The organism is Amycolatopsis sp. NPDC031561 (assembly GCF_055580625.1).
In genome coordinates this window covers 299,024-313,956 of sequence record NZ_JBVILA010000004.1, presented here as the reverse complement: position 1 = coordinate 313,956, position 14,933 = coordinate 299,024, and the positions used below count along the sequence as shown (strand labels likewise).

At 70.5% G+C, this 14,933-nt stretch carries 18 protein-coding genes; 12 read left to right on the top strand and 6 right to left on the bottom strand.

Annotation, left to right across the window (positions count from 1 at the left end):
* Positions 1-7: 7 nt before the first annotated feature.
* Both ACZ5IK_RS13085 and ACZ5IK_RS13080 read right to left on the bottom strand, forming a co-directional pair.
* A complete protein-coding gene (locus tag ACZ5IK_RS13085; protein WP_465487881.1) occupies positions 8-1,048 on the bottom strand; it encodes an LLM class flavin-dependent oxidoreductase in 1,041 nt (346 codons plus the stop codon).
* 7 nt (positions 1,049-1,055) lie between these two features.
* A complete protein-coding gene (locus ACZ5IK_RS13080) occupies positions 1,056-1,448 on the bottom strand; it encodes a DUF6221 family protein (RefSeq protein ID WP_101606657.1) in 393 nt (130 codons plus the stop codon).
* A gap of 182 nt (positions 1,449-1,630) precedes the next feature.
* On the opposite strand from ACZ5IK_RS13080, the gene ACZ5IK_RS13075 reads away from it, so the two are divergent.
* From ACZ5IK_RS13075 to ACZ5IK_RS13065, 3 genes are read left to right on the top strand one after another with little or no spacing between them, the layout of a single operon-like run.
* Entirely contained in the window at positions 1,631-2,119 is a 489-nt protein-coding gene (locus ACZ5IK_RS13075; protein WP_465487880.1) for a hypothetical protein, read from the top strand.
* A gap of 50 nt (positions 2,120-2,169) precedes the next feature.
* Entirely contained in the window at positions 2,170-2,604 is a 435-nt protein-coding gene (locus ACZ5IK_RS13070; protein WP_465487879.1) for a MarR family winged helix-turn-helix transcriptional regulator, read from the top strand.
* Positions 2,601-3,959, top strand: coding sequence for an MFS transporter (locus ACZ5IK_RS13065; protein WP_465487878.1), 1,359 nt, complete (start codon positions 2,601-2,603; stop codon positions 3,957-3,959). The genes ACZ5IK_RS13070 and ACZ5IK_RS13065 overlap by 4 nt, the downstream gene beginning before the upstream one ends.
* Here ACZ5IK_RS13065 and ACZ5IK_RS13060 read toward each other — a convergent pair.
* Together ACZ5IK_RS13060 and ACZ5IK_RS13055 are read right to left on the bottom strand one after the other, a co-directional pair.
* Positions 3,956-4,975, bottom strand: coding sequence for a DNA polymerase domain-containing protein (locus ACZ5IK_RS13060; protein ID WP_465487877.1), 1,020 nt, complete (start codon positions 4,973-4,975; stop codon positions 3,956-3,958). The two genes, ACZ5IK_RS13065 and ACZ5IK_RS13060, sit on opposite strands and share 4 nt — an antisense overlap.
* Before the next feature lie 28 nt (positions 4,976-5,003).
* On the bottom strand, positions 5,004-5,561 hold the full coding sequence (locus tag ACZ5IK_RS13055; protein WP_465487876.1) for a GNAT family N-acetyltransferase: 558 nt from the start codon (positions 5,559-5,561) through the stop codon (positions 5,004-5,006).
* A gap of 24 nt (positions 5,562-5,585) precedes the next feature.
* Here ACZ5IK_RS13055 and ACZ5IK_RS13050 point away from each other — a divergent pair, with 24 nt between their 5' ends.
* The 9 genes from ACZ5IK_RS13050 to ACZ5IK_RS13010 all read left to right on the top strand — a co-directional run bounded on the left by ACZ5IK_RS13050 (position 5,586) and on the right by ACZ5IK_RS13010 (position 12,816).
* On the top strand, positions 5,586-6,272 hold the full coding sequence (locus tag ACZ5IK_RS13050; RefSeq protein WP_465487875.1) for a TVP38/TMEM64 family protein: 687 nt from the start codon (positions 5,586-5,588) through the stop codon (positions 6,270-6,272).
* A gap of 166 nt (positions 6,273-6,438) precedes the next feature.
* Positions 6,439-8,049 (top strand): serine/threonine-protein kinase, encoded by a 1,611-nt coding sequence (locus tag ACZ5IK_RS13045; RefSeq protein ID WP_465488021.1) that lies wholly within the window; start codon positions 6,439-6,441, stop codon positions 8,047-8,049.
* Positions 8,050-8,122: 73 nt separating this feature from the next.
* Positions 8,123-8,428 carry a hypothetical protein gene (locus ACZ5IK_RS13040; protein WP_101606650.1) on the top strand — a complete coding sequence of 102 codons (306 nt, stop codon included), beginning with the start codon at positions 8,123-8,125 and terminating at the stop codon, positions 8,426-8,428.
* A gap of 19 nt (positions 8,429-8,447) precedes the next feature.
* Positions 8,448-8,870, top strand: coding sequence for a peptide-methionine (R)-S-oxide reductase MsrB (gene msrB, locus ACZ5IK_RS13035; protein WP_101613068.1), 423 nt, complete (start codon positions 8,448-8,450; stop codon positions 8,868-8,870).
* Between the two features lie 75 nt (positions 8,871-8,945).
* A complete protein-coding gene (locus tag ACZ5IK_RS13030; protein WP_465487874.1) occupies positions 8,946-9,839 on the top strand; it encodes a TIGR04222 domain-containing membrane protein in 894 nt (297 codons plus the stop codon).
* Positions 9,832-10,635: a TIGR04222 domain-containing membrane protein gene (locus ACZ5IK_RS13025; RefSeq protein ID WP_465487873.1), complete on the top strand. Its 804-nt coding sequence runs from the start codon at positions 9,832-9,834 to the stop codon at positions 10,633-10,635. Before ACZ5IK_RS13030 ends, ACZ5IK_RS13025 begins: the two co-directional genes overlap by 8 nt.
* Positions 10,636-10,716: 81 nt before the next feature.
* The gene (locus ACZ5IK_RS13020) at positions 10,717-11,670 is read left to right on the top strand and encodes a TIGR04222 domain-containing membrane protein (protein ID WP_465487872.1); all 954 of its coding nucleotides are present in this window, start codon (positions 10,717-10,719) and stop codon (positions 11,668-11,670) included.
* Positions 11,663-12,475 (top strand): MbnB/TglH/ChrH family RiPP precursor modification enzyme, encoded by an 813-nt coding sequence (locus ACZ5IK_RS13015; protein ID WP_465487871.1) that lies wholly within the window; start codon positions 11,663-11,665, stop codon positions 12,473-12,475. The genes ACZ5IK_RS13020 and ACZ5IK_RS13015 overlap by 8 nt, the downstream gene beginning before the upstream one ends.
* Positions 12,472-12,816: an SCO6045 C-terminal-like domain-containing protein gene (locus ACZ5IK_RS13010; RefSeq protein ID WP_465487870.1), complete on the top strand. Its 345-nt coding sequence runs from the start codon at positions 12,472-12,474 to the stop codon at positions 12,814-12,816. Before ACZ5IK_RS13015 ends, ACZ5IK_RS13010 begins: the two co-directional genes overlap by 4 nt.
* Positions 12,817-12,875: 59 nt before the next feature.
* Here the strand turns inward: ACZ5IK_RS13010 and ACZ5IK_RS13005 are convergent, their stop codons facing one another.
* Positions 12,876-14,222: a CoA transferase gene (locus ACZ5IK_RS13005; RefSeq protein WP_465488020.1), complete on the bottom strand. Its 1,347-nt coding sequence runs from the start codon at positions 14,220-14,222 to the stop codon at positions 12,876-12,878.
* An 11-nt stretch (positions 14,223-14,233) separates the two neighbouring features.
* Entirely contained in the window at positions 14,234-14,926 is a 693-nt protein-coding gene (gene hemQ, locus ACZ5IK_RS13000; RefSeq protein ID WP_465487869.1) for a hydrogen peroxide-dependent heme synthase, read from the bottom strand.
* Between the last annotated feature and the right edge of the window lie 7 nt (positions 14,927-14,933).

The window sequence follows — 14,933 nt, the reverse complement described above, 5'->3', positions numbered from 1 at the left end:
GGGGGTGTCACGACGCCGTGGCGAGGCTCCGCAGCCCCGCGACCTCGGCGAGGGCCCGGTAGGAATCCAGCCGTTCGGCCTGGTCGAAAGTGCTTGTGGTCACGAGGATCTCGTCGGCGCCGGTGGTGGCGACGAGGGCGTCCAGCCGGTCGCCCACCTCATCCGGGGTGCCGGCGATCTGACCGTCGAGTGCCCGGTCCAGCCGCTCACGGTCGCGTTCGGACAGTGCCCCGGTGAGGATCTCCTCCACCGGCGACAGCGGCGGGAAGACGCCGTGCGTGCGCGAGTAGACGGTCGACCACGCTTCGGGAATCAGCAGTCGTCGCGCGGCTTCGGCCGTCTCGGCGACCGCGATCGCCGTGGACACCACGACGTACGGCCGCGAAGCCTGCGCCGAAGGACGGAAGGCGGAGCGGTACCCCTCGATGGCTTCGAGCAGCGGCCCCTCGCCCCGGACCGGCGCGATCACCAGCGGCAGCCCCAGTTCCGCGGCCAGCCGCGCCCCGGCGCCGGTGGCCAGCAGGAACGCGGGCACGCGCAGCCCCTCCGCGGGAATGGCGTGCACGCCCGGATACGCCGTCTGGTCCCCCGCCACGAAGCCCAGCAGCTCCCGGACCTGGTCGCCGAAGCGGTCGGCGTCGTCCTTCTCGTGCCCGAGTGCCTGGCGGACGCCGCCGGTGAACCCGACCGACCGGCCCAGTCCCATGTCGATCCGGCCGGGGAACAGCGACTCGAGGACACCGAACTGTTCCGCGACCACCAGCGGCCGGTGGTTCGGCAGCATCACGCCGCCGGTGCCGACCCGGATCCGCTCGGTCGCGGAGGCGACCGCGGCCGCCAGCACCGTCGGCGCCGAACCGGCGACGCCGGGCACGCTGTGGTGCTCGGAGACCCAGAATCGGTGGTAGCCCAGCGCTTCGATGTCCCTGGCGAAGGCGACCGTGTCCCGCAGCGCGCGGGGCGCGTCGCCACCGCGGCGGGTCGGGGACCGGTCCAGTACCGAAAGCGTGATCACCCTCGGGTCAACGCGCCCGGACCCGGCGGGCATTCCCCGCTCAGGGGCGCCAGCGCTCGCTGTAGTCCGCGTGGTCGGCGTGCGGCAGGGCCAGCAGCCGCAGGGTCAGGCACCAGTTCGTCCCGGCCTCGTCGGCGGGCACGTTGCACGTCTCGCACCAGTACTCGTTGCCGTACAGGGGGAATCCCGGGACCTTCTCCGAAACCGTCGTGCGGTGCGCCTGCAGGAGCCTGCGCGTCGCCTCGATCTCGTTGATCATCTGATTGACCACATCGAGCTCGATGTCGTTCATCGAACGGATCTTCTTTTCGATGACGACCTTGGTCTCACCACGATTGAGCGATTCGCTGATCTCGGTTTTCTTGACCGCCTGCATGATCAACGCCTGGCGTTGCCCCACACGCGCGGCGAGAAAGGCGATCAAGTCGTCCACAGGTACTCCTTCGTCTCCCCCAGCCTAGTGTTCGGGTGAGACTGTCGCTGGCAGGAAGCCCGGCGTTACGACAAGGTCCCACGCGTCACACAGTCTCGTATCGGTCCGCCGCGGAGCGGTAACAGGTTTCTAGATCGACACGAAAGCGCAATCACTCCGCGAGCAAAACGAAGAAGAGATGGATGACGAGCACGAATTTGTCACCGATACCGCACGCGTCGTCACGAAATGCGTTCCCGCTCGTGGCCGGGCTCGCCGTCGCACTCACTTTGGGCGCGGGCGTCGGAGTGGTGGCGGCCACTCAGCCGAGAGTGCTCGACGCGGCCACGGCGACCGTCCCGGCGACGGTGACCGTCACCGCGGAGGCCACCCCCGCGCCGACCGTGACCGTCCCGGCACCCCCGGTCACTTCCGGACGCGCCGTCCCCGCCACTCCCGCGAACCGGTTCGCCGACGGGACCTACCTGGTCGGCACCGAGATCGAAGCGGGCTCGTACCGCTCGTCAGGACCTGCACCGGGCGGCAACGGGCATTGCTACTGGGCGAGGCTGCGCACCGGCGGCGTGTCGAAGATCCTGGCCGACCAGCTGACCACGGGCGCCGCCCGGTTCACCACTCGCAGGGGTGAGTACGTGCAGGTCGCGGGCTGCGAGTTCAGCCTGTCTCCGTAGATACGCAGGCAACATTGCGCAGTTTGAACTGCGGAAGTTAGCCTGCGGTCATGCCCGAGAACACCTCCAGCGCCCGCGCGGCGCACGACATCCGAGTCGCCTTCAGCAGGTTGCGGCGCCGCCTGCGCGAGAACTACGGCAGCGGCGACCTCACGCCGTCCCAGACGTCCGTGCTCAGCAGGCTCGACAAGGACGGCGAAGCGTCGGTCAGCGACCTAGCCACACTGGAAGGCATCCGCCACCAGTCGATCGCCACCACCGTCGGTGTCCTCGTGGAACGAGGGCTGGCCGCCCGCCGCCCGGATCCGGGGGACGGACGGCGTCAGCTGATCTTCGTCACCGGCGGCGGTCACGACTTCCTCGAAGAACGCCGCAGGGCCGGGGAAGGCTGGCTCGCCCAGGTCCTGGAGACGCGGTGCACCGAGGCCGAGCGGCGCACGCTCATCGCGGCGGCGGCCGTCCTGGAACGGGTCGTGCGGCGGTGAGCACGGGCTTCGACCGGCGGCTCCTGCCCCCGATGATGCTCGGAGCGGCCCTCAACCCGGTCAACTCGTCGATCATCTCCGTGTCCCTGGTGCCGATCGGCGTGGCCTTCGGGGCGCCGCCCGCCCAGACGGCGTGGCTGGTCTCCGCGCTGTACCTGGCCACCGCGATCGGCCAGCCGGTGATGGGACGGCTCATCGACCTCTTCGGCCCCCGCAGCCTGTTCCTGGCCGGGGCGGCGCTGACCGGGATCTCGGGCGTCGTCGGCATGCTCGCCCCTGGTTTCGGCGTGCTCGTCGCGTCCCGGGTGCTCCTCGGTTTCGGCACCTGCGCCGGCTATCCGGCGGCGATGCACCTCATCCGGAGCGAGTCCCTGCGCACCGGGAAGGACAGCCCGGCCGGGGTCCTCACCGCGCTCGCCATCACCACGCAGACCATCGCCGTCGTGGGGCCCAGCCTCGGCGGCCTGCTGATCGGGGTCGGCGGCTGGCGCGCGACCCTCGCGATCAACATCCCGCTCGCCCTGGCCGGCCTGTACCTCGGCTTCCGCCGTCTCCCGGCGACGCCGGTCCCCCACCGTGACAACCGGAGCATCGTGCGCGAACTGGACCTGCCCGGCATGGGCCTGTTCGCCGCGGCGCTCGTCTGCCTGCTGCTGTTCCTGATGGACGTGCGGAGCGGCGACTGGTGGCTGCTCGCCGTGACCGTCGTGGCGGGCGCCGGGTTCACCTGGCGCGAACTGAGGACCCGGCAGCCGTTCATCGACGTCCGCCTGCTCGGCGGCAACCTGCCGCTGCTGGCCACCTACGGCAGGGCCCTGCTCAGCTTCGTCGTCAGCTACGCCTTCCTCTACGGCTACACGCAGTGGATGGAGCAGGGCCACGGGCTGTCCGCGCCGGAAGCCGGACTCGTCCTGCTCCCCCTGTTCGCCGTCGGGATCATCGCCTCCACGGTCACCGGACGCGGCAAGGCCGTCCGCGGCAAGCTCCTGGTCGGCTCGCTCGGGCAGGTCGCCGCCTGCGCCCTGCTGCTGTTCCTGAACGACGGCAGCCCGATTTGGGCGCTCCTGGCCGTCGTGGTGGTCCTCGGGGTGCCGCAGGGGTTGAACAACCTCGCGCTGCAGAACTCCGTGTACCACCAGGCCCACGCCGAACGGATGGGCTCGTCGGCCGGGCTGCTGCGCACCTTCGGCTACCTCGGCGCCATCGTCGCGTCCGCGGCCAACGGCGCCTTCTTCGGGCAGCGCGCCGACAGCGGCGGCCTGCACCACCTGGCCGCGTTCATGCTCGTGGTCAGCGTGCTGTTCCTCGCGCTGACCGTCGCGGATCGCTCGCTGGCCCGCGTCGGGCGAGCCTAGGTGTCGTCGCGCGCCTTGCTGGGCTGCACCCGCTTCGGCTCACCAGGCATTTTCGGATAGTCCGGCGGATACGGCATCTCGCCGAGGCCGTGGTCGCGCTCGTCCCGCGCGTACCACTCCAGCAGCGTCTCGATGCCGAACGCCTGCTCGTCCATCGGCGCGTGGAGGTCACCGCGCTCGGCGTAGAAGGCGCCGGCGGTGAGGACGTCGAAGTCGTCCGGGTCGACCTCGGTGAGCAGGTCCCAGGTCAGCGGGGTCGACACCGTCGCGCGCGGCGTGCCGCGGACCGACCACGCCGACGCCACCGTGCGGTCACGGGCGGCCTGGTTGTAGTCGATGAAGACCCGGCCGCCGCGTTCTTCCTTCCACCACGCGATGGTCGCCTTCTCGGGAATCCTGCGCTCGACCTCGCGGCCCAGCGCGATCACCGCGTGGCGGACGTCGATGAAGTCCCACTCCGGCCGGATCCGCACCAGGACGTGCACGCCGCGGCCGCCCGAGGTCTTCGGGTAGCCGACGAGCCCCGCCGAGTCGAGGACCTCGCGCACCACGCCGGCGACCTCGACCGCGTCGGAGAAACCCGCCTCGTCCGGCGGGTCGACGTCGATGCGGAGCTCGTCGGGATGGTCGACGTCGGGCCGTCGCACCGGCCACGGGTGGAAGTCGAAAGTGCCCAGGTTCGCCGCCCAGGCGAACACGGCGGGTTCGGTCGGGCAGACCTCCTCGGCGGTCCGGCCCGACGGGAAGGTGATCTTCGCGGTCTCCACCCAGTCCGGGGCGCCCTTCGGCACACGCTTGGCGTAGAACCACTCGCCCTCGACGCCGTCGACGTAGCGCTTCAGCGTCGTGGGCCGCTCGCCCACCGCGCGCAGCAACGGCACGCCGACCGCGACGTAGTGCTCCACCACCTGGCGCTTCGTGATGCCGCGGGCGGGGAAGTACGGTTTGTCCGGGCTGGAGACCCGGACCTTGCGCTCGCCTACCTCGACCTCGATCGGCTCACCGTTCTTGGGCATGCGCCCACCGTAGCCAGTCCGGCGCCGCTCAGGCCCGTGGATCGTGCTTCAAAACCGCCATCGTGATGACGTCATGCCACTCGCCGTCCCACCACAGGGCTTCCCGCTGCAGTCCCTCGCGGACGAACCCGCACTTCTCGTAGACCCGCTGGGCACGCGGGTTGAAGTCGAACACCTCCAGCGAGACGCGATGGACGCCGACGACGTCGAAGGCGAAGTCCAGGATCAGCTTCGTCGCCTCGGTGCCGTAGCCCTTGCCGAAGACTGCGGGCCCGGTCAGCGCGATCCGGAACGAGGCGGAGCGGTTGTGCTCGTCGAAGTCCGAAAGCACGACATCGCCGAGGTAGACGCGATCCTCCTTGCGCAGGATCGCGTAGTCGGCCCGGTCTTCGAGTCCCGGCCGCGAGGCCAGCCAGTTACGGATCTGTTCCTCGGTGAAGACGGTGTGCGTGCCGGTCAGCCGCGTGGTCTCCGGCTCCTGCAGCGCCCGCCAGGCGGACTCGAAGCAGGACTCGTCGAGCTGCGCCAGCACGATGTTCTCGCCGGTGAGTTCGGGCTGCGTCCGCAGCGCGTCGGTGTCGATCACAGCGAATACCGTACGGTTGACGCAGTGTCCGGCCGTACCAAATTGATTCTCGCGCTCACCGTGCTCGCCCTCTTCGTGACGGCCGCGGTGCTCCTGCCGATCCCGAGCCCGGCCGGGCTGCGGGCCTGGGCCACCGGACTCGGCCCGGCCACACCCCTGGTGTTCTTCCTGGTCTATTCGGTACTCACCGTGGCGCCGATCCCGCGCACCGTGTTCAACCTGGCGGGCGGGCTGCTGCTCGGCGCCACGACGGGCATCGTCGTCGGCATCCTGGCGACCACGGTCGCCTCCGGGCTCTCGTTCGCCCTTTCGAGGGCACTGGGCCGCGACCTCGTCACCCGGCATCTGCACCGGGCCAAGGTCCGCGCGGTCAACGACCGGCTTTCCGACGGCGGGGTCCTGGCGATCACGTCCTTGCGGCTGATCCCGATGGTGCCGTTCGCTCCGTTCAGTTACCTGTGCGGAGTGTCATCGGTCCGTTTCGCTCCGTATCTGATCGGGACCGCGCTCGGCAGCCTGCCCGGCACGGTCGCGGTCGTCGTCCTCGGTGACGCGCTGACCGGGGAAACACCCCCCGCCCTGCTGATCTGTTACGCCGTGTTCGCCGCCGCGGGGGCCGTCGGGCTGATCAAGGTCTTCCGGCGGAAGGCCGTTCCGGTGGCCGAACCGAGCGGCGAAGAAGAAGTGCCTGCCTCCGCACCGGCGAGCTGACGGGGATCCGAAACCACAGCCCGCTACACTCGATCGGGTGCGCGGGACCATCACGACCGCGTAACGCCACCATCACCCCGGGAATGTGTCAGGAGCAGTCGCCATCGACACCGGTCAGCTGATCGCTGGGCACTATCGCCTGGTCGAGCAAATTGGTAGCGGTGCCATGGGGGTGGTCTGGCGTGCCATCGATGTCCGCCTCGAGCGCTCGGTGGCGGTCAAGCAGATCCTCCCCCAGCCGGGTGTCTCCGAAGCCGAACGCGACAACATGCGCCAGCGCGCCATGCGCGAGGCGAAGAACGCGGCCCGCTTCCAGCATCCGAACGCGATCGTGGTGTTCGACATCGCCGAAGACGGCGGCGACCCCTGTCTGGTGATGGAGTACCTGAACGGCCCGAGTCTCTCGGCGATCATCTCCGACGAAGGCACGCTGCCGCTGGGGCGCGTCGCGAAGATCGGCGAGCAGGTCGCGTCGGCGCTGGTCGCCGCGCACCGCGCCGGGATCGTGCACCGTGACGTCAAACCCGGCAACATCCTGATCGACGAGTCGGGGACCGCCAAGATCACCGACTTCGGCATCTCCCGCGCGGCCGGCGACATGACGCTCACCCAGACCGGCCTGATCGGCGGCACCCCGGCCTACCTCGCGCCCGAGCTGGCGCGCGGCTCGGACCCGGTGCCCAGCTCCGACGTCTTCGCGCTCGGCGCGACGCTCTACCAGGCGATCGAGGGCCAGACGCCGTACGGGAACAGCTCCAACCAGCTCGCGCTGCTGTACGCGGCCGCGAACGGGCAGATCAACCCGCCGCAGCAGGCGGGCGCCGCGACGGCGCTGCTGATGAGCCTCCTGCGCACCGAACCGACCGAACGCCCGAGCATGGCCGAGGCCCAGCAGCGGCTCGCCGCGCTGGCGGCGAACGAATCCGGCGCGGGCACGGCGGCGTCGCCGCGGCTCTTCGGAGCGGGCGGCGGTAGACAGCCCGCCGCGCCCGACACCCCGGGACGCGGCATCCCCGGCGGGGACCGGCCGCCGTGGCAGCGGACCGAGCAGCCGGCGCAGTCCGCCGCCGCGCCGCCCCCGCCTCCTCCGGTCAAGCAGCACACGCCGACAGCGGCGTTCATCCCGATGCGCTCGCAGTCGGCCCCGCCGAACACCCCGCCGCGGCCGGTCGCCGCGGCGACCCCGCCGCCGTCCGCGGCCGCCCCGATGCGGCCGTCCGCCGGGAAGCCCGCCGACGGCAAACGCAAGGCCGTCCTGTTCGCGGGCGCCGGTGCCGCGGTCGTGGTGATCGCCGTGATCGTGTTCCTGGTGCTGAACTCCGGCAACGGGGCCACCAACAACCAGGGCGGCGACAACGCCGGGGCGAACCCGCAGACCTCCGCCTCCGCGCCCAAGTCGACCGCGCCGTCGTCCTCGAAGGCCGCCCCGGCGGGCCTGGGGAAGACCCCGAGTGAGAAGGTCACGAGCTATTCGAGCGTCGGCGGCTTCGTCCTCGACTTCTTCGACACCGACAAGATCGGGACCTCCGCGAGCTGGAACAAGCTCACGGACGCCGCGAAAGAGCTCTACGGCTCGGAGCAGGCTTTCGCCGACTACTGGAGTAGCCACAAGGTCACCGGTGCCGACACCGCCCGGGCGGACAAGGGCGGTGGCAACGCCGACGGCTCGATCGACATGAACATCACGCTCAACAAGGGAGTCCGTCCCGCGCTGCGCGTCGTCCAGGTCGGCGGCCAGTACTTCATCGACGCCGACACGCGAGTACTCGGCAACTGACCCAGCGTGGCGGTGGTGAGACCCGCCTCGCTGGTGGTAGGCCAATCGCCGCTCGTGGCTTACTGTTGCCCGTATGGCCGATAGCGGACCTTTCGGACCTGGCCAGAATCCTCGTTTCGACGAGGACCTGGTAGGCCTCGACCCGTACGACCCCGAAGCCCGTGCCTTCGCCGAGCACCTGGACCGCATCGAACGCTGCGGTCCCAACTTCACCGTGGAAGCCTGCCTCGACGGTGTCTCCGATTTCGCCGACTCCAGCAACCGTCTCGGCGGTCTGCGCTGGTGGGTTTCGGCACTCGTGGTGATCCTCATCGTGCTCGGCGTGATGGTCACCGCATGGGACATCATCGGCCGGGCCATCGCGTGGCTCGCGGGGTAACGTGGAACCGGTGAAAGGCATGAAACCCGTTGTCGGAGCCACGCCACGCGTGGTCAAGTCCGAGCAGGAATGGCGGGAACAGCTCAGCCCCGACGAGTACGCCGTGCTCCGCCAGGCGGGCACCGAGCGCCCCTTCACCGGGGAGTACACCGACGCCAAGACCACCGGTGTGTACCAGTGCCGTGCCTGTGGCGCCGAGCTGTTCCGCAGCGATACGAAGTTCGAGAGCCACTGCGGCTGGCCGTCGTTCTACGACCCCGCCGATACCGAAGCCGTCCTCCTCCGTGAGGACACCGCCATGGGGATGCGCCGGATCGAGGTGCTGTGCAAGTCGTGCCACAGCCACCTCGGGCACGTCTTCGAAGGCGAGGGGTACGCGACGCCGACGGATCAGCGGTACTGCATCAACTCGATCTCGCTGACGCTCGTTCCCGAGTCGTAACCAACCGAAGCGAACCACCGCCCTCCCCGACGCGTTCCCGTTGAACAGGAACAGCGTCGGGGAGGGCGGTGTCATATGAGTGACCCCTGGGGTATCAGCGGACCGGACTTCGCCTGGCTTTACGCCTGGCTCGCGTTTCTCCCGTTCCTCGCCGCCGGGATGTACGCGCTGTGGCTGCGCCGCGGCACCGGCCCCCTCGAAGTGCCCGGAGTCCATCACCTGGCCGCGCTGGCGGGTGGCAGTGACCGCGTCACCGACACCGCCGTCGCCGGGTTGCTCGAACGGCACGGCCTCCGGCCCGACAGCTGCGGACGCCTGCACCCGGTCAGGCCGGTTCCGGCCGATCCCTTCGAGCGCGCGATCGTCGCTCTCGTGCGCGGCGACAGAATCGGCCTGCGCGAGCTGCGCTCCAAGATGGCGCGGCACGAGGTCGTCCACGAGCTGCGCGCCGACCTCCAGCGGAGAGGTCTGCAAGTCGCCGAGAACCGCCGCCGTCTGGGCTGGCGGTGCGCGATGGCCGTGTACGTCGCCGTTCTCGCGCTGGGGATCGCGCGGCTGGCGAACGCCGTACCGCTGAAGCGGCCGGTCGCCATCCTCGTCGTCCTGATGGTCTGCGTGGTCGGCGCACTCGGCCTGATCGTGTGGTTGCAGTTGCCGGACAGGTCCGGCCGCGCGACCACCCAGGGCACGCTGGCGCTCCGGTACGGCGACTGGGACCGCGAACTGGGCAGGACCGCCACCGGGCAGGTCGCCCTCCACGGTTTCAGGGCCTATCCCGATCCGGTGATCGCGGCCGCGCTGAGCACGACCGGTGGCACCCGCGGCAACCGGTTCACGGGCATGGTGGGCTCCTCGGGCTCCGGGGGCGCTTACATCCCGGCGGGCTCGTCCTGCGGCGGAGGCGGTTCTTCTTGCGGTGGCGGAGGTTCGTCCTGCGGCGGCGGTGGCGGAGGTGGTTGCGGTGGCTGAACTCGAGACCGTCATGGCCGTGCTCGCGGCGCTTCCGCTCCTCACTGCCCTGACGTACACGCGGTGGCTGCGGAACCGGCGTCACGGCGGCGAACCGCCGCGCACGATCTACCAGGTCGCCTACCTCGCCGGCGGACCCGACCGGGTCTCGGACACCGCCGTCGCGGGCGCCGTCGAGCGGCGGGTGGCCCGCCTCGACAGCTCCGGTGTCCTGCGTCGGACCTCCGCGCGCTCCGCGGACCCGTTCCTGCTCGCGGTGGCGGACAGCCTGCCGAAGGTGCGGGCGGCGAGGGTGTGCGAATCGCTGCGCGGGTCGGAGCCGATGCGCACGCTGCGGGCGGAGTTGCTCGACGGCGGTCTGGTCGTTCCGGAAAGACGTCTGCGCCGGGTATGGCGCGCCGCCGTGGTCGCGCACCTCGGGCTCGTGGTGCTCGGGGCGGCGGTGCTCATCCGCACCGTCGTGATCACCGAGCGGTCCATCGCGCTCGCCGGAATCGCGCTGGCCGTCGCGATGACGGCGTGCGCCGTCACCGTCCGGCTCGAGCGGGTCCATCGTGCGGTGTGGACCACGAAAGCGGGCGAGCGGGCGCTCTCGCGGGCGAGCGGCGATCCGCACCTCGTCACCGGCGCGATGGGCGCGGTGGCACTGGGTGGCATCGACGCCTATCCGGATCGGCGGTTGGCGCGGCTTCTGACCCTGACGACGCCTTCTTCCCGCCGCAAAGCCCAGGTCGCCGTCAGCAACGGTGCCTCTCCTGACGGTCTAACGGCCGTCGCGGACGGTTCGCCGGGCTGATCGACTGGTCCGGGGGAACCACGACCGGACGGAAATGCGTCGGACTACGGTAAGTGCACCTGCTCGTGAAAGGCCCGTGCGATGGAAGACACCTGGGGCATTCCCGGACCCACTTTCCTGGCGATCTACGCCGTCCTGCTGGTGTTCCCGCTGGCCCTCGGTCTCCTGTGGACCATCTCGGTCAAGCTGGACCGCAAGACCTCGCGCGGCACGGTGAACGGACCGCAGCCGACGGTGTACGAACTCGCTTACCTCGCCGGCGGCCCGGACCGCGTGGTCGACACGGCCATCGCGGCCTTGGTCGACCGCGGGACGCTGCGGGTCAGCAGCTCGAAGCAGCTTCAGCTGACGGGAGCCGAGCCCGCGGACCCGGTCGAGAGGGCCGTCGCCAAGGGCGCCAGGCCGGGCTACAACGCCACGACGCGCGGCATTCGCGACCGGCTGCGGATGTCGGGGCCGATGCAGGCGCTCGGCAAGGATCTGGAAGCGCGAGGACTCGTCGTCGTCAACCAGGCTCCGCAGATCCGCCGGGTCGTGGCCAACCTCTACCTGGGTGTGATGATCCTCGGCCTGGTGCGCGTGTTCGCCGGGATCCTCGGCGACCATCCGGTCGGTTTCCTGATCCCGCTGGTGATCGTGGCCTCGCTCGCGACCTTGTTCTCCCGGATCGCCAAGAACAAGCGGACCGGGCCGCGCCCGACCAGCGAAGGCAACCGGATCCTCGGCAGCGCCAACAGTGCCCTGGCGCGGGAGCGCAAGCGCGGGATCCCCAGCGCGCCCGCGATGGGCGGTATGGCCGGTGGAGCCATGCTGGGCGGCGCCGCCGCGGCCGTCGCCTTGGGCGGACTCGCCTTCTACCCGGACGAAGAGCTCAGTGCGGCGCTGATCCCGCCGCCCATGCCCGGCGCGTTCGGTGGCGGTGGTTCGTCCGGCGGCAGCACTTGCAGCACCGGTGGATCCTCGTGCAGCGGCGGGAGTTCCTGTGGTGGCGGCGGTAGCTCCTGTGGAGGCGGCGGCGGGGGCTGCGGTGGCTGACGCACCGGGCCACCTCGGGATCGGCATCGGCTGGCGGCACGAGCTGGACCTGTCGATCGCGCGGCTGCCCGGCGTCGACTGGGTCGAGGTCGTCGCCGAGAACCTGCACACCGGTCATCTTCCCGAAACCCTGATCGCGTTGCGCGACAAGGGAATCCCGGTCCTGCCGCATGCGGTCTCGCTGTCGCTGGGCGGGGCGGGGCCGCTGGACACCGACCGCGTCGAGCAGCTCGCGGAAGTCACCCGTGAACTCGGGGCGCCGATGGCCAGCGACCACGTGTGCTTCGTCCGCGCGGGCGGGCTCGACTCGGGGCATCTGATGCCGCTCCCCCGCACCCGGGAAGCGCTCGACGTCCTGGTGGACAACGTCAAACTGACCCAGTCCATCGTGGACGTCCCGTTCGCGCTGGAGAACATCGCGGCGGTGCTGGAGTGGCCGGACGCGGAGTTCACCGAGTCGGAGTTCCTGCGCGAACTCACCGACCGGACCGGCTGCCTGCTGATCATCGACGTCGCCAACCTGTACGCCAACGCCCGCAACCTCGGCACCGATCCCGAACGGTTCCTCGACGAGATCCCATGGGAGCGGCTGGCGTACACGCATATGGCGGGCGGTGTCGAACGCGACGGCGTCTACCACGACACGCACGCCCATCCGATCGTCCCGGAGGTGCTGGACCTGCTGCGGGAGCTGCGGAAGCGCGTCGCCCCGCCGGGTGTCCTGCTGGAACGCGACGACGACTACCCGCCCGACAGCGAACTGGCCGCCGAACTGGCCGCGCTCCGGGAAGCGGTCACGCCGTGACCTCGCCCCGGGAGCGGCTCGCCGGGCAACAGGCCGAGCTGCTCAAGGCGCTCCTCGCCGGAGGCGACCCTCCGGCGGGTTTCGACGCGGACAGGCTCCGCATCGAAGCGAACGTCTTGCGGAACAAGCAGAGCAGGCTGGCCGCGTACCTGCGGCCGGACCTCGCCGAGGCCCTCGGCGACCGGTTCGGCGCGCTGTTCCGCGAGTACACGACGGCGCATCCGAAGACCGACACGGTCCGCGCGCGGGCCTACGCGGACGCGTTCGGCACGTGGCTCGTGGAACGCGGCGAGATCCCGAAACCTCGGGGCCGGTTCGCAAGCTGGCTACGCCGCAACTAGTCCTCTAGTTGCGGTACTTGCGCGTGCAAGTACCGCAACTAGAGGACGAAACGCGGGTTTCACCAGACGGCGCGGTCGCTTCCGGGTACGCGCGTGCCCTCCACCCAGAAGGGATTCGAGCCCGGCAGTACCCCGGCCATCTTGACCCGGGTCAGCCGCCCGAGCGGGCTTTCGGCGTCCTCCAGCCATTCGCCGCCGTCGAAACCGGTGGGCCCGGGTTCCTTGCGGCCCAACGAATTCAGCCACTCCCCCGTCCCGGCGAGCGAGGTCCGGACGTGCTGACTGCCGCCCTCGGTGGCCGCCCGGCGAAGGGCGGTCATGATCGCCGCCGCGGTGAGCCAGCCGGTCGCGTGGTCGAGCGCCTGCACCGGAAGCGGCCCCGGACCGTCGATCCCGGCGGTCTTGCCGCCTTCGTCGGCGATCCCCGACGCCATCTGCACCAGGCTGTCGAACCCTCGCCTGCGCGCCCAGGGACCTTCCCAGCCGTAGGCGGACAGGTCCGCGACCACGATCCCGGGCCGGGATTCGGCGATCGCCTCCGGAGAGAAACCCTTGGCCACCAGCGATCCCGGCCGGAAGCCCTGCAGGACGACGTCGGCACGCGCGATCAGCTTGCGCAGCCGCGAGCGCCCGGCTTCGGTCTCCAGATCGACGTACGCCGAGAGCTTTCCCATGCCGGTGTCGACGGCCAGTGGCGGCACGGTCGGCAGGCGGTCCGCCCCGATGTGCATGACGGTCGCGCCGTGCGCGGCGAGCACACGGCCCGCGACCGGTCCGGCGATGACGTGGGTCAGGTCGAGGATCCGCACCCCGCCCAGCGGCCGGTCGGAATCGAACAGCCGCACCGGATCCGACGACCCGAGCGACCGGATCCCGGCGACCGGCAACGCGGAAGACGCCTGTCCTTGCTTGTGCGCCAGCCATTCCTCACGGGAGCGCAGCACGGCCGCGGCACCGCCGGCGCCGACCACCGCCGACTCGACCTCGAACTTCGACTTGGCCGCCACGACCTTCTCGAAAGCCGCGCGGGTCGCCGGGACACCGAGGCCCCAGCACACCGCCGAAACGTGACGCGGGTAGTTGCAGTGCAGCCGCACCCAGCCGTCGTTCGCGCGGTAGTCGCCGGACAGCGGCGCGCTGAACGGCACCGGCTCCCCGTCGACCCGGATGTACTGCTCGCTGTGGAAGGACGCCGCCGCGTGCCGGGTGTCGATCGAGACCTTGCCCGGCTCGATTCCCCGCAGCCGCAACAGTTCCCCGGCGGCCAGCGTCGCCACGGCGATACTGGTCGTCGCGGCTTCCTCGACCCGGAAGGTCCCGGGCAGCACGGATTCGGGGCCGGTGACCTCGACGGCGTCTTCGGTGAGCGTGTCGCCGGTGAGCGTGGTCCAGACGCGGGAGTCCACTGAAGCGTTCACTACGGCAGCAGGGTGATCAGCTCGGCGGGATCCACCTTCGTCCCGGTGTAGAACGGGATCTCCTCGCGCACGTGGAGGCGGGCCTCGGTGCCGCGCAGGTGGCGCATCAGGTCGACGATGCGGTGCAGCTCGTCGGCCTCGAAGGCCAGGATCCACTCGTAGTCGCCCAGCGCGAACGACGCGACCGTGTTGGCGCGGACGTCCGGGTAGTCGCGGGCCTCCTTGCCGTGGTCGGCGAGCATCTTGCGGCGCTCGTCGTCCGGCAGCAGGTACCACTCGTAGGAGCGCACGAACGGATAGACGCAGATGAACTTGCGGGCCTCTTCACCGGCGAGGAACGCCGGGATGTGGCTCTTGTTGAACTCCGCCGGACGGTGCAGCGCGACCTGGCTCCACACCGGAACCGAGGCGCGGCCGAGCGGGGTGTGCCGGAAACCGCTGTAGGCCGCCTGGACCTGCTCGATCTCCTCGGCGTGCCACCAGACCATGTAGTCGGCGTCGGCCCGCAGTCCGGAAAGGTCGTAGAGCCCGCGGACGACGACGCCCTTGGCCTCCAGCGAGTCCAGGTACTCCGTGGTCTCCGCGGTCGCCCGCGCGCGGTCCTCACCGAGCTTGCCCTGCTCGGCCCGGAAGACCGACCAGGCGGTGTAGCGGATGGTGTCATTGAGCTCGTTGTAGTTCAGCCGCGCCATACCGCCA